Source organism: Aeromonas sp. DNP9 (genome assembly GCF_001728955.1).
GTDB classification, from domain to species: domain Bacteria; phylum Pseudomonadota; class Gammaproteobacteria; order Enterobacterales; family Aeromonadaceae; genus Aeromonas; species Aeromonas veronii.
In genome coordinates this window covers 1-13,658 of the sequence record NZ_LYSQ01000044.1, presented here as the reverse complement: position 1 = coordinate 13,658, position 13,658 = coordinate 1, and the positions used below count along the sequence as shown (strand labels likewise).

General features: G+C 61.0%; 11 protein-coding genes. 3 read left to right on the top strand and 8 right to left on the bottom strand.

Annotated features, from left to right (window positions below; all coding sequences use genetic code 11):
• Positions 1–27: 27 nt before the first annotated feature.
• A complete protein-coding gene (gene sppA, locus A9G06_RS20600; RefSeq protein WP_069526535.1) occupies positions 28–1,872 on the bottom strand; it encodes a signal peptide peptidase SppA in 1,845 nt (614 codons plus the stop codon).
• Positions 1,873–2,080: 208 nt separating this feature from the next.
• Between sppA and A9G06_RS20595 the strand changes: the two genes are divergently transcribed.
• Positions 2,081–4,108: an NADPH-dependent 2,4-dienoyl-CoA reductase gene (locus A9G06_RS20595; RefSeq protein ID WP_069556472.1), complete on the top strand. Its 2,028-nt coding sequence runs from the start codon at positions 2,081–2,083 to the stop codon at positions 4,106–4,108.
• Positions 4,109–4,215: 107 nt separating this feature from the next.
• On the top strand, positions 4,216–4,764 hold the full coding sequence (locus A9G06_RS20590; RefSeq protein ID WP_069556471.1) for an NAD(P)H nitroreductase: 549 nt from the start codon (positions 4,216–4,218) through the stop codon (positions 4,762–4,764).
• A gap of 382 nt (positions 4,765–5,146) precedes the next feature.
• On the opposite strand, the gene A9G06_RS20585 is transcribed toward A9G06_RS20590, so the two are convergent.
• From A9G06_RS20585 to A9G06_RS20570, 4 genes are all read right to left on the bottom strand, one after another.
• Entirely contained in the window at positions 5,147–5,701 is a 555-nt protein-coding gene (locus A9G06_RS20585) for a sugar O-acetyltransferase (RefSeq protein WP_069556470.1), read from the bottom strand.
• Positions 5,702–5,767: 66 nt separating this feature from the next.
• On the bottom strand, positions 5,768–6,745 hold the full coding sequence (locus tag A9G06_RS20580; protein ID WP_069556469.1) for a D-2-hydroxyacid dehydrogenase family protein: 978 nt from the start codon (positions 6,743–6,745) through the stop codon (positions 5,768–5,770).
• Positions 6,746–6,947: 202 nt separating this feature from the next.
• Positions 6,948–7,826: a 50S ribosomal protein L11 methyltransferase gene (prmA, locus tag A9G06_RS20575; RefSeq protein ID WP_005338919.1), complete on the bottom strand. Its 879-nt coding sequence runs from the start codon at positions 7,824–7,826 to the stop codon at positions 6,948–6,950.
• Between the two features lie 537 nt (positions 7,827–8,363).
• The gene (locus A9G06_RS20570; RefSeq protein ID WP_069556468.1) at positions 8,364–9,380 is read right to left on the bottom strand and encodes a zinc-binding alcohol dehydrogenase family protein; all 1,017 of its coding nucleotides are present in this window, start codon (positions 9,378–9,380) and stop codon (positions 8,364–8,366) included.
• A 100-nt stretch (positions 9,381–9,480) separates the two neighbouring features.
• Between A9G06_RS20570 and A9G06_RS20565 the strand changes: the two genes are divergently transcribed.
• Positions 9,481–10,353 carry a LysR family transcriptional regulator gene (locus tag A9G06_RS20565; protein ID WP_005358412.1) on the top strand — a complete coding sequence of 291 codons (873 nt, stop codon included), beginning with the start codon at positions 9,481–9,483 and terminating at the stop codon, positions 10,351–10,353.
• Position 10,354: 1 nt separating this feature from the next.
• Here A9G06_RS20565 and A9G06_RS20560 read toward each other — a convergent pair whose 3' ends face one another.
• The 3 genes from A9G06_RS20560 to A9G06_RS20550 all read right to left on the bottom strand — a co-directional run bounded on the left by A9G06_RS20560 (position 10,355) and on the right by A9G06_RS20550 (position 13,582).
• On the bottom strand, positions 10,355–11,782 hold the full coding sequence (locus A9G06_RS20560; protein ID WP_069556467.1) for a PTS transporter subunit EIIC: 1,428 nt from the start codon (positions 11,780–11,782) through the stop codon (positions 10,355–10,357).
• An 89-nt stretch (positions 11,783–11,871) separates the two neighbouring features.
• Positions 11,872–13,329 (bottom strand): sodium/pantothenate symporter, encoded by a 1,458-nt coding sequence (gene panF, locus A9G06_RS20555; RefSeq protein ID WP_064338676.1) that lies wholly within the window; start codon positions 13,327–13,329, stop codon positions 11,872–11,874.
• Entirely contained in the window at positions 13,319–13,582 is a 264-nt protein-coding gene (locus A9G06_RS20550) for a YhdT family protein (RefSeq protein WP_069556466.1), read from the bottom strand. The genes panF and A9G06_RS20550 overlap by 11 nt, the downstream gene beginning before the upstream one ends.
• Between the last annotated feature and the right edge of the window lie 76 nt (positions 13,583–13,658).

Genomic DNA, 13,658 nt, shown 5'->3' with positions numbered 1-13,658 from the left:
TTTTTTATGGGGGGAGTCACCGCTTGCTTACTGCACGCAGACCGGGCAGAAGGCGTAGGTGCCTTGCGGATCGTTGAAGCGGGTGAGCGGGTCGAGACTGCGGTTCACTTCCACCAATGCCTTGCCAAATCCAGCCGGCAGCCAGCTTTGCAACTGGGGGGCCAGCACTTGGGCACTGCTGTCAAACAGCTGGCGCAGGAACTTGTCCTTGGTGGACTCCTCCTGCTCGATGGGGGTCACCTGCCACTCTTTGAGGTTGGCTAGTTCGGCGGCGGCCTTGATGGCGTCATCCAGATTGCCGAACTCGTCCACCAGACCCAGGGCCTTGGCATCTTCGCCGGTCCAGACCCGACCTTCGGCCGCTTTCTCTGCCTCTTCCGGGCTCAGACCACGACCCTTGCTGACCAGACCGATGAAGCGCTGGTAGGTATCTTCCACGCTCAGCTGGATAGCCTGACCGACGTGATCCGGCAGGGCGCGGGTCGGGCCTACGCCAACATAATCTGTGGTGCCAACCCCGTCGGTATGCACCCCGAACTGGGCCAACGCCTTGTCGATGGTGGCGAACATGCCGAATACCCCGATGGAACCGGTGAGAGTAGTGGGGGAGGCGAAGATCTTGTCCGCATCGGCGGAGATCCAGTAGCCACCGGAGGCGGCATAGCTGCCCATGGAGACCACTACCGGCTTGCCAGCCTGTTTCAGGGCCAGCAGCTCGGCGCGGATCTGCTCGGCGGCGAAGGCGCTGCCGCCGGGGCTGTCGACCCGCAGGACCACGGCTTTAACCTTGTCATCGCGACGGGCATCGGCCAGCAGGTCGGAGAGGCTATCACCGCCGATGGTGCCGGCAGGCTGCACGCCATCCATGATGGCGCCGCTGGCGACCACCAGACCCACCTCATCCTTGCCGCTCTGGGGATATTGTTCCGGAATGGCAGCCAGATACTCTTTCAGGCCGACCCCTTTCCAGCCGTGGTCGTCCGCTTCACCCACCTCTTTAATGACCGCCTGGGTCATCTCGTCGCGTGTCGCCAGCTGATCCACCAGCCCGTTATCGAGGGCGTAGTTGGCGGCATTGCCACCGGCCTTGCGCAGCAGCTCGAGGAAGCGATCCTTGCCCGGCGCGACCGCATCGGGTTCGATCTCCCGCTGCTCGGCTACGTCAGCCACATAGGATTGCCACAGCTGATCCAGCCAGCGCTGGTTCGCTTCTTTGCTCTCGGGGGACATCTCGTCGCGGGTATAGGGCTCGACGAAGGACTTGTAGGTGCCGACCTTGAATACATGCGGGGTGATGTTGAGCTTCTCCAGTGCCGACTTGAAGTAGGTCTGGTAAACCCCAAGCCCCTCGATCACCACGGCGCCGCTCTGGTTGAGCAGCACGTGATCGGCGTGGGCCGCCAGCAGGTATTGCCCCTGAGTGTAGAAGTCGGCCATGGCGATCACCGGTTTGCCGCTCTCCCGGAAGGAGTCGATGGCACTCGCCACCTCCTGCAGTTTGGTGAAGTTGGCTCCCTGCAGCCCTTGCGGCTTGATCACCAGCGCCTTGATGCGCTCGTCATCCTTGGCACTCTTGATGGCCCACAGCAGGTCGGAGAGGACGATCTCGCTCGGCTGTTCGTCGCTGCTGTCCATCTGGCGCAGCAGTTGTACGGTGGGATCTGTCTGGGAGCGTTGCTCCACCAGCACGCCGTTGAGATTGAGGGTCAGCGCCCCTTCGATGGGCGCCTTGGGAGCCTCTTTCTGGCTGACGCTGAAGACGATGACCAGCACTACGATGAGAAACAGCAGATTGACCAGCATCAGCCGGGTGAAATTGAGCAGGCGCCACAGGCTGCGGAACAACCAACCCAGACCTTTGAAAATAGACATAGTCGCGTTATCGCCCTGTTAATGGGTAGAGAAGAGCCATTATTAACCAGTTGCGGGCGAAATTGCCATTTCCGACTGGCGGATCCCGTCTATCTTCGTTCAGGGCACGGCTGTTCGCTGAAAAATTGTCCAAACATTTGTTTGAAAAAGAATTTTCGATTCTTTACTCTAGCCTCAGTTTGATAACAAAAAATTAACTGGAGGCATTGTGAGCCGCTATCCGACCCTGCTGACCCCGCTCGACCTTGGTTTTACCCAGCTGCGCAACCGCGTGTTGATGGGCTCCATGCATACCGGCCTCGAAGAGGAGAAGGGCGGTTTTGACAAGCTGGCTGCCTTTTATGCCGAGCGCGCCCGTGGTGGTGTTGGCCTTATCGTCACCGGCGGCATTGCCCCCAACCTGCGCGGTCGGTTGGTGCCTCACGGTTCCCAGCTGAGCTTCCCCTGGCAGGTGAGCAAGCACAAGAAGGTGACCAGCGCCGTGCATCAGGAGGGGGGCAAGATAGCGCTGCAGATCCTCCATGCCGGTCGTTACGCCTATCATCCCTTCAGTCTGGCGCCGAGCGCCCTCAAGGCCCCCATCTCCCCGTTCAAACCGCGCGCCATGAGCGAGCGGCAGATCCGCGGCACCATTCGCGACTTCGCGGCTACAGCTGCGCTGGCCAAGGCGGCCGGTTATGACGGCGTCGAGGTGATGGGCTCGGAAGGCTATCTCATCAACCAGTTCATCTGCGAGCGCACCAACAAACGCACGGACGGCTGGGGTGGCAGCAGCGAAAACCGGATGCGCTTCCCGGTGGAGATTGTCCGCGCCATCCGCGAGCGGATCGGCACCGACTTCATCATTATCTTCCGCCTCTCCATGCTGGATCTGGTGGAGCAGGGCTCGACCCTGGAAGAGGTGATTGCGCTCGGCAAAGCGCTGGAAGCGGTGGGGGTGACCCTGATCAACACCGGCATCGGTTGGCACGAAGCGCGTATTCCCACCATCGCCACCAGCGTGCCGCGCGGCGCCTTCAGCTGGGTGACCGCCGAGCTGAAAAAGCATCTCAAGGTGCCGCTTATCACCACCAACCGGATTAACACCCCTGAGGTGGCCGAGCGGATTCTGGCGGGGGGTGAGGCGGATATGGTCTCCATGGCGCGCCCCTTCCTGGCGGATCCCGAATTTGTCATCAAGGCCGCCGAGGACAGGGCGGACGAGATCAACACCTGCATCGCCTGCAATCAGGCTTGTCTCGATCACGTATTCAAGCAGAAGCGGGCCTCCTGTCTGGTCAATCCCCGTGCCTGTTTCGAAACCGAATTGACGTTTGGCCGCGTGCCACAGCCCAAGAAGCTGGCGGTGGTGGGGGCGGGGCCGGCCGGGCTGGCGTTTGCCTGCTACGCTGCCGAGCGCGGTCATCAGGTGAGCCTGTTCGATCAAGCCAGCGAAATCGGCGGCCAGTTCAACTTCGCCAAGCAGATCCCGGGCAAGGAGGAGTTTCACGAGACTCTGCGTTATTTTGCCAAACGGCTGGAGAAGTGCGGCGTCGAGCTCTATCTCGGCCAGCGCCAGAGTGCCGAGAGCCTGCTCGGCGGCGGTTTTGACGAGGTGATCCTCGCAACCGGTATTCGTCCGCGCACCCCCAATATTCCGGGCATCGAACATCCCAAGGTGATGAGTTATCTCGATGTATTGCGGGATCACAAACCGGTCGGCCAGAAGGTGGCGGTGATCGGTGCCGGCGGCATCGGCTTCGATGTAGCTGAGTATCTGGTAGAGAAGAAAGTGGAGATGGATGCCGATGGGCACCGTGATCACTGGCTCAAGGAGTGGGGCATCGACAAACAGCTTGGCGAGCGCGGTGGCCTCACGGCTCCTGAAATCGACGCCCCCGAGCGCCAGATCTGGCTGCTCCAGCGCAAGGAGAGCAAGGTGGGTGACGGACTTGGCAAGACCACCGGCTGGATCCACCGTACCGTGCTCAAGAACCGCAAGGTGCAGATGTTCTCCGGCGTGCAATATCTGGGGATCGATGACGAGGGCTTGCACATTCAGGTGGGCGAGACCAAGCAGTGTCTACCGGTGGATCAGGTGATCGTCTGCGCCGGGCAGGAGCCCCTTAAAGAACTGCAGGCCGGGTTGCAGGCGGCAGGCAAGCCGGTGCACATCATCGGCGGTGCCGACGTGGCTGCCGAGCTGGATGCCAAGCGGGCGATCAGACAGGGCGCCGAACTGGCGGCGGTCATCTAATCTCTCCCCGCCATCATGAATGAGATAAACCCCTGAGCCTCAGGGGTTTTCTTCGTTCGGTGCTGTGCTAAGGTAGCGCCATCATTGCCCCAGAGAAGGAATTGCCCATGGATGCCCTCACCCTGTTGCTCAATCGCCACTCTTGTGGCCGTCTCGCAGATCCCGCCCCGAGCGGTGAGGTGCTCGACAATATCCTCAAGGCGGGCCTGCGCGCGCCGGATCACGGCACCCTGACTCCCTGGCAGTTCATTCTGTTTGAAGGGGAGGGGCGTGAGCGGCTGGGCAAGCTGCTGGCCGAGGCGGCTCGTGCCCGTGGTGAAGATGAAGAGAGCATCAAGAAGTGCAGCGAAGCGCCACTGCGGGCGCCCTTGGTCGTCGCCGTGGCAACCCGTTATCAGGATCACTCCAAGGTGCCGAAACTGGAGCAGGAACTCTCAGCCGGTTGTGCCCTGATGGCGATGCAGATGGCGGCGCAGGCGCAGGGCTTCAACGGTATCTGGCGCTCCGGCTGGTTTATCTTCGATGAGCAGATCAACAAGGGATTGGGACTGGCGGCAGAGGATCAGCTGGTGGGTTTCCTCTACCTCGGCACCCCAATGCTGGAAGCGCGTAAACTGCGCGAGCTGCCGCTCGATGAGTTTGTCCGCCGTTTCTGACTTTTCGGCCACGTTGCGGTTGAGAGAAGCAAAGCCTCGAGAAATCGGGGCTTTTCTGTTTAACCGTGAATAGTAACCAGAGAAATTGGGGAAAATAAATGGCTCAAAGAGGCTTCGCGCGCCATAGCAGGTAATTATTTAAATAGTGCGATGTACCTCGCAATCCTGTGGTATTTCACTATGTAAAACGTTTGCGCATTCGCTAATATCTCCTTGCCAGTTTAGAAGGGCACTCCTTCTAATTTTTCTGCGATGAGAGTCGCAATTCCGTAGCACCTTTTAACAGCCCAACGTCTTCGTGACATTGGGCTTTATTTTTTTAGGGGGTGTCGGGGTTACTGTGAGCTAATGGTTGCATCATCATACAGCCCGGTTGGCTACCTTATGCCCTGCTTTTGGCTGGCAGGATCCGGGCCGGGTTGCCGACTACCCGGGCTCCGGCCGGTACATCTTTGGTGACTACGGCACCCGCGCCGACGATCGCTTCCCGCCCTATGGTTACGCCGGGCAGCAAGATGGCGCCGCCCCCAATCCAGACCTTGTCTTCAATGGTGACCGGCAGCGCCGTCTCTGTGCCCTGAATCCGTTCGTCGGCCTCCAGCGCATGGGTTGCGGTATAAATCTGCACGTTTGGCCCAATCATCACATGGGCGCCGATGCGAATGGGGGCATTGTCCAGCAGGGTAGCCCCCATATTGATGTAGGAGTCCTTGCCAAGCTGGATGTGGCGGCCATAGGTACAGTAGAGGGGCGGACAGATAAAGGCGTTCTCTGCCAGTTCGCCAATCAGCTCCGCCAGTAGTGCCCGCTGCGCAGCCTCATCTTCCGCCTGATTGAAACGGCGGTAGCGCCGTGCCGCCTCCAACCGCAGCTGCGCCAACTCGGGGGCCATGCAGTTGTAAGGTTGGCTGCTGATCATCTTCTGGTATTCGCTCATGAAGGTTGCTTTCCTTTATCTGCCAGTGATTTGGATATTGGCGCCAATACGGCAGAAGTAACGTGATCATCCACCCGATATGGGCAGAACCAGGTTGGCAGGTCTGCCTTCGGCAAAGGCCAGCACATTCTCGAACGCCACGCGAAAGTAGAGTTCGTAGCTGTTTTGCTCCACATAGCCGAGATGAGGTGTCGCCAATACGTTGGGCAGGCGCAGCAGGGGCTCGTTTTGTGGCGTTGCCGGTTCGATGTCAAACACATCGATCGCGGCCCGTTTTCCTGGATGGTTGCATAGCTCAGCATAGAGGGCGCCCGGCTCGATAAGCTCGGCCCGGCTGGTATTGACCAGCAAGGAGTTTCTCTTCATTCGGGTAAGGTCTGCGCGGGTAACACAGCCGCGGGTTGCCTCGCTCAGGCGCAAATGCAGCGTGAGGATATCGGCTTGACTGAAGAGAGCCTCCTTGCTGGAGGCGCGGGCATAGCCATCCAGCTCGGCCTGCCTGCGCGAAGCCTCACTGCCCCATATCAGTACCGACATGCCAAATGCCTTGCCATAGCGGGCGATCCGCTGGCCTATCTTGCCGTAGCCCCAGATACCGAGCGTCAGCCCATGCAGCGTGCGTCCCAAACCGAGGTCACCAGATTGCTGCCATTGGCCTTGGCTTAACGCCTGGCTGTAAGCAGGTATATGGCGGGAGGCTGCCATGATGAGCGCCCAGCAGAGCTCGGCGGGAGCAATAGGGCTGCCGATCCCTTCTGCCACGGCAACGCCGTACTGCTGGCATAGTGCCGGGTCGATATGCTGGCTGACTTTGCCGGTCTGGCTGATGAGTTTAAGGGTGGGAAGCTGTATCAGCAGCTGTTCGTCGATGCGGGTACGCTCGCGGGTCAGCACCAGTGCTTCCATTCCTTCCAGCAGGGCGGCAAGGCGCGTTGTATCGGGTTCGCTCTGGTTGAGGATGGTGACGTCATGACCCGCCAGCAGGGCAAAGCAGGGGAGGTGGCGCACCTGATCCTGATAGTCATCCAGAATGGCAATCCGCATAAGAAATCCTTCTCGGTTGCGTTGGCTCGGACCGCTATCTTACCGGAATAAAAGGTGTCTGTTGTTTTCAAACGAACACAATCAGAAGGGAGGGCGATCAAGCCCATGTCCACGGACCGGGAAGAGCCTGACAGGCCAAAACAATCAGGGCCCCCGAACGGGAGCCCTGATGGTACGAGATTGGCGTCTATGTTGCCCGCAGTTAGCCGTGCTTGCGGCCGGAGAGGCGGCACCACTCCTCCTTGACGGCGGTCGGGTCCATCTCGAACCACTGACCGTAGATGGTTTCCAGCTCCGGGGCCTGGCTTTCCAGCACGCCGGAGAGGGCCATCAGGCTGCCCGCTTTGCCGTGACCGGCGATAAGTGGAGCCAGTTCGCGCAGCGGGCCGGCCAGGATGTTGGCGACCACCACGTCCGCTTCGACATCTTGCGGTTGGTCGGCTGGCAGATAGAGCTCAATCTGGTCGGCGACGCCGTTGCGCGCGGCGTTGTCGCGGCTGGCCTGAATGGCTTGCGGGTCGATGTCGATACCGATGACGCGGGCGGCACCCAGTTTCAGGGCGGCGATGCCGAGAATGCCGGAGCCGCAACCAAAGTCGACCACGGTTTTACCGGTCAGATCCAGCCCGTCCAGCCACTGCAGGCAGAGGGCTGTGGTGGGGTGGGTACCGGTACCGAAGGCCAGGCCCGGATCCAGCATGACGTTGACTGCATCGGGGTTCGGCACATCGCGCCAGCTCGGGCAGATCCAGAGGCGCTCGCCAAACTGCATCGGGTGGAAGTGATCCATCCATTCGCGCACCCAGTCCTTGTCCTCCAGCTGCTCGACCTTGTAGCCGACGTTTTCGCCGAAGATCTGCTGGAAGAAGGCGATGGTGGGAGCCGGGTCGGTTTCGGCATCGAACAGACCCATCACTTCGGTCTCGCCCCAGAGCGGGGTTTCACCGGGCATGGGTTCGTAGACGGGCACATCCTTGGCATCCATAAAGGTCACAGCCTGGGCTCCACGCCCCAGCAGCATGTTGCTCACCTTGTCTGCGGTCTTGGCAGTGGCGTTGATTCGAATTTGTATCCAGGGCATGGCGTCGACTCTTCATAAATGTGAAACCGCGAGATTCTACCATCATGGGGCAGTGCTGTCGTGGTTTGCCCATGACGTGGAGGGATACGGGGGCTTTTGCCGGATTGGCACGGTTCCTGTATTGCTCTATGCAGGCGAAGACGACCGGTTTTCGCTGAACGCTTTGCTCAAGTTCCGTCATCTTTCACTGCCACCCTCGGGTGGCATTTTTTTATCTGCACTTGTTTGCCTGGTAAACAGGCTGCCAGATAAAAAAAGAGCAAGGTCGGCACCTTGCTCAAGGACGGGCTGACGCCCTTTTGGCGCATTCATGCTGCTGTTGGCACGCCAGATGCAAAGACTAATATGTCCTGCATAAGGATATGTGTGTGATTGTTACCCCAATGTTCAGGTATTCAGGCCATTTCTCGCGAAATGGCCTCTTTTTTGGCTGATTGTCGGACGTTGGCCTGCCACAGGCAGTCATGAGTGCCGCTGGTTGTGCCCGTTTGGGGCATCTCCTTGGTGAACTTATCCCATCATGGTGCGTTGGAGGGCTTAGTTGGCAAAGCCGCTCATGTCGATCACCAGCTTGCCTACCATGCGGCCTGCCTCGACCTCGGCATGGGCCTGAGCCAGCGTGACCGGGGTCAGTGACGGGATGGTTCTGGTCAGGGTGGTCTGCAATACCCCTTCATCGACCAGTGCCGCCACCCGGCCGAGCAGGCGGTGCTGCTCGATCATGTCCGGCGTCTGGAACAGGGAGCGGGTGAACATGAACTCCTGGCTGAAGGTGACACTCTTGCTCTTGAGCAGGGAGAGATCCCACGGCTCGCTCGATTCGGCGATGGTGCAGATATGGCCAAACGGGCGGATCAGCCCGGCCATGGTGGCCCAGTGCTCGGCGGTGGCGTTGGTGCAGAAGATGGCATCGACCTGAGTGATGCCAAGGGCGGTCAGCTCCTCCTGCAACTTGTGGTGGTTCACGACCTGATGGGCGCCCATTTCGAGGCACCACTCGCGGCTCTCGGGGCGGGAGGCGGTAGCAATCACCTCCATGCCGGTGAGCTGGCGGGCCAGCTGGATGGCGATGGAGCCCACGCCACCGGCGCCGCCGATGATCAGCAGTTTGCCACGGCTTTCGCGGGTGAGGACGAAGCGCTCGAACAGGGTCTCCCAGGCGGTGATGGCGGTGAGCGGCAGGGCGGCGGCCTCCACATCGCTCACGCTGGTGGGGGCGATCGCGGCGATACGCTCATCCACCAGTTGCAGGGCGCTGTTGCTGCCGGGGCGGCTGATGTCGCCGGCATACCAGACCCGGTCGCCCGCCTTGAACAGGGTCACTTCGCTGCCGGTGGCGATCACTTCCCCCACCGCATCCCAGCCCAGTACCCTGGGCGAGCTTTCAATTTTGGCCTTGGGGGAGCGCACCTTGGTATCTACCGGATTGACGGAGGTGGCGGTGACCCGCACCAGCAGATCCCGCGGACCCGGAACCGGTTCTGGCAGGTTGGCGGCGATAAAGCAGTCGGGGTGGTCGCTTGGCAGATAGTGAGTCAGGGCAATGGCTTTCATGGTATTTCCTTTCAAATCGCTGTGTTCGGGATTGCCACTCACTCTAGTCTGGTTGATTATCAAGATTAAGATGGGTAATCGGTAAAGACTGTTTGAATATATGAACAATGTCGATCTGGAGTTGATGGGGCTGTTTGCCACCGTGGTGGAGCAGGGAAGCTTTACCCGAGCCGCCGAGCTGCTCGGTATGCCCAAGTCATCGGTGAGCCAGAAGATCTCGCGGCTCGAATCCCAGCTCGGGGTGCGGCTGTTGCAGCGCACCACCCGCAGGTTGAGCCTGACCCCGCAGGGGGAGCTCTATGTGGAGCACTGTCAGGGGCTATTGGCATTGGCCCGCAGCGCCAATCTGGCGATGGCACGGCTGCGCTCGGCCCCGGCGGGGCGGGTGCGGATCACTGCCCCCGAGGCGACCGGTACTCTATTGCTTGGCCGGATCCTCGCCGAGTTTCGCGCCCTCTATCCCGAGGTGGTGCTGGAACTGACCCTGAGCGATGAACAGCTCGATCTGGTGGGGGAAGGTTATGATTTGGCGCTGCGGGCGGCGCCGCTGAAAGACTCCAGCCTCATCTGTCGGCGTATCGGTCAGGTGGCGCGTCATCTGGTGGCAGCGCCCGCCTATCTGGCGGCCCACGGCATGCCGCAACAGCTGAGCGAGCTGGGCCGTTATGCCTGTCTGGTGCACTCGGCCATGCCGGTGTGGCCATTGCAGGAGGGTGGCTGGCGGCCGCAGGGGGCCTGTGTCAGCAACAGCTTGCTGGCGCTGCGGGAGATGGCGCTTCATGACGGGGGGATTGCCCTGTTGCCCCACCATGTCTGTGAAGGGGATTTGGCGGCGGGGCGGCTGCAGAAGGTGTTGCCGGATCAGCCCATTCCGGCCAACCCGTTCTACCTAATCTATCCGAGTCGGGAGCATCTGGCCCCCGCCCTGCGCACCCTGATGGATTTCGTGGCCGAGCGGTTGCCGTTCGCCTGAGTTACCAGCTGCTCTGGCTGGCCGACTCCTGATTGGGCTTGAGGCCAAGGGGGACCGACTGGCGCTCCGCCAGCATGCGGATCTGCCCTTCAATCAGGCTGGCGCTGGGGCCCAGCACCAGCACCAGCTGGTGCTCGTTGAGCTGGATCCAGGAGAGGCAGCCGAGGCCCAGCAGGCGAGATTCATCCACCAGTGAAATATCGCGCACCCGCAGGCTGAGGCGGGTGATACAGACACTCATCGCCACCAGATTGTCCATCCCGCCCAGCACCTTGAGGTACTGGATCGCCAGCATCTGCGGGTCTGAGGGGGCAACGCTGGCAAGGCACGGATGCTCCACTGCGATGGGCTTGCTCGGCATGCTGAGGGGGGCGCGCTCCAGCAGTTGGTAAAAGAGCAGGGTGTAGGCGACGAAGAACAGGATCCCGACCGGGATGAGCCAGAAGCTGTGCTCCCCAGCCTGATAGCTCAGCACCAGATCCAGCAGACCGGCGGAGAAGTAACTGCCCACCTTGATCCCCAGCCCGCTACAGACAGCGAGCGATAGCCCGGTCAGCAGGGCGTGGGCGAGAAACAGCCAGGGGGCGGTAAAGGCGAACAGAAACTCGATGGGCTCTGTGATACCCACCAGTGCCGAGGTGAGCGCTAGGGTGAGCAGCAGCCCGCCCTGCGGCAGCCGCTGCATCCGCTGGCGGTGAAGCCAGATGGCAAAACAGGCGCCCGGCAGGCCGAACATAATGATGGGGTAGAGACCGGCCACATACCCTTCATGAAGGGGTTGGGCGGTGGCCAGCGCCTGCAGGTTGCTCTCACCAAGGCCGATGACGCTGCCCAATACCTGATGCAGCCCGAGCGGGATCAGCAGCCGGTTGAGGGTGCCGTAGCAGAAGGCGCCAAACGGCGTGGTGAGCAGCTCGGAGGTGAGCAGGGTCAGCCCGCGCTCCAGCGGTGGCCACAGCAGCGAGAGGGGGATGGCGATCAGCAGGCAGGCCAGGGCCGACACCAGCAGGCAGGGAAACTCCCCCTTGGCGATCTGCAGCCAGCGAGGCAGTGTTTGCTGGTGTACCCAGGGATAGATGATGGCGGTGGTGAGCCCCGCCAGCAGGCCGCAGATCATGTCGGCATGCAGATTGGGGGCCAGGGTATTGAAGGCGGTACTGAGCAGCAGAAAGTTGACCGCACCCGCCAGCGTCTGTCCGCCCAGCTCCTGCCGACTCAGGCCAAAGGCGATCGCCACCGCATAGATGAGCGGCATCTGGCTGAAGATCGCCTGACCGGTGAGGGAGAGCACCGCCAAATCGAGTACGTCGGGTTGCCCAAGCCGGTAGATCAATGCCGCCATCGGCAGGATGGAGACGGGCAGCAGCAGGGCATAACCGAGCCGCTGCAGGGCTTGAGTAACGACTTGTCGAGTGGCTTTAACGGGCATACAGCGGCTACGTTCTGTGACTTGGCGCACAGTTTAACCGGAAAACACCTATTTGGGGATAGTTTTGGAACCCCTAATTTATATTTTTATTATTTCTGCCCGAAAAGCTCGCGCACTTCTCGCGAGGGCGGTGCCGTCAGCAGGCTGACCGTGATAAAGACCACCAGCGCCAGCGTGAGGCTTGGCACGATGGCGTGCAGGCCAGCCAGCTTGATCCCCCACTGACTGAGTACCCCATAGCTGACGATGCCGCTGACCATGCTGGCCAGCGCGCCCGGGCCGTTGGCCCGCGACCAGTAGAGGCCGAGCACCAGTGGCCAGAGGAACACCGCCTGCAGACCGCCAAAGGCAAGCAGGTTGAGCCAGATGATCATCTCGGGCGGTTGCAACGCCGCCAGCAGCACCAGGGTGCCGAGGATCAGGGTGCAGAGCAGGGAGAGGCGGGGGATGCGCACCTCCAGCTTCTCCTGCTTTGGATTGAGATAGTTGAGGTAGAGATCTTTCACCAGAGTGGCGGAAGCCTGGATCAGCTGGGAGTCGATGGTGGACATGATGGCCGCCATCGGCGCCGCCAGAAAGACCCCGGCCAGCCAGGGGGGCAGCACTTCCATCATCAGGGAGGGCATGATCTTGTCCGGGCTGTCCATGCCCGGCAGGATGGCGCGGCCAAGTGCGCCCGCCAGATGCATGCCGAACATCAGCAGGGCGCTGACCACGGTGCCGATCAGAATGCCGCGATGGAGTGCCTTGCTGTCGCGATAGCCAAAGCAGCGCAGCGCCGAGTGGGGCAGCCCCACCACCCCGACACAGACCAGGATCCAGAAGCTCAGCATGAAGGGCTGGGTCAGCATGTCGCCAGCCCCTTGCGGGCTTACCAGCTTGGGATCGATCTCCCTGAGCTGGTGGATAAGGTTCGGCAGACCGTCACCGGCAATCAGAATCCCCGCCAGCAAGGCACCGGTGCCGATCAGCATGATGATCCCCTGCAGGGCATCGGTCATCACCACGGCGCGAAAACCGCCGATGATGGTGTAGAGCAGTACGCAGCTGGCAAACAGCATCAAGCCCTGCTGGTAGGAGAGGCCGGTGGCGGTCTCCAGCAGGCGAGCGCCACCGATAAACTGCACCACCATGGTCGCGATAAAGGCGAGGATGATAGTAACGGAGCCGAGGATCACCACCGCCTTGCTCTGGTAGCGGGCCCACAGCATGTCGTTGATGGTCACTGCATTGACCCGGCGGGCGATGATGGCGAACTTCTTGCCAAGCACTCCCAGAGTGAGCCAGACGGTGGGCAGCTGGATCATCGCCAGCAACACCCAGCCCAGACCGATCTTGTAGGCCGCGCCCGGCCCACCGATAAAGGAGGAGGCCGAGGTGTAGGTGGCCACTAGCGTCATCGCCAGCACCAGCCCGCCCATGCTGCGGTTGCCGATGAAGTACTCCTGCACGAAGTTGCCTTCTGCGCGATGGCGGCTGGCCCAGAAACCGACCCCCAGCACCAGCACCAGATAGATGACGAGCGGCAGCATCAGCTCAAGATTCATGGGATGACTCCTTGCCGGAAGGGGCGTGGGTATCGAGGGGGATCTCCACAAACAGCCGGTTCACCATCAGGGCGCAGAGCAGAATGAACAGCAGTGGCATCACCATGCAACTGAGCAGGAACCACAGTGGCAGCCCCCACAACTCCAGCTGGAGCGGGATAAAATAGGCGGTGCCATACCAGGCAAAGAAGTAGAACAGGGTCAGCAGCAGGCAGAAAGCTGCTTCCCGGCGGGCGAGAGCAAAACGGTTCACCTTGGCCTCCGACAAATTTGAGGGGCGCAAGGATAACAAAAAAGGGCCATGTCGCCATGGCCCTTTTTCAGCAGAG

Coding starts and splice junctions, on each gene's coding strand:
- A9G06_RS20570 (WP_069556468.1), bottom strand. CDS start 9,380: ATGAAAGCCATTGCCCTGACTCACTATCTGCCAAGCGACCACCCCGAC.
- A9G06_RS20565 (WP_005358412.1), top strand. CDS start 9,481: ATGAACAATGTCGATCTGGAGTTGATGGGGCTGTTTGCCACCGTGGTG.
- A9G06_RS20585 (WP_069556470.1), bottom strand. CDS start 5,701: ATGAGCGAATACCAGAAGATGATCAGCAGCCAACCTTACAACTGCATG.
- panF (WP_064338676.1), bottom strand. CDS start 13,329: ATGAATCTTGAGCTGATGCTGCCGCTCGTCATCTATCTGGTGCTGGTG.
- prmA (WP_005338919.1), bottom strand. CDS start 7,826: ATGCCCTGGATACAAATTCGAATCAACGCCACTGCCAAGACCGCAGAC.
- A9G06_RS20590 (WP_069556471.1), top strand. CDS start 4,216: ATGGATGCCCTCACCCTGTTGCTCAATCGCCACTCTTGTGGCCGTCTC.
- sppA (WP_069526535.1), bottom strand. CDS start 1,872: ATGTCTATTTTCAAAGGTCTGGGTTGGTTGTTCCGCAGCCTGTGGCGC.
- A9G06_RS20560 (WP_069556467.1), bottom strand. CDS start 11,782: ATGCCCGTTAAAGCCACTCGACAAGTCGTTACTCAAGCCCTGCAGCGG.
- A9G06_RS20580 (WP_069556469.1), bottom strand. CDS start 6,745: ATGCGGATTGCCATTCTGGATGACTATCAGGATCAGGTGCGCCACCTC.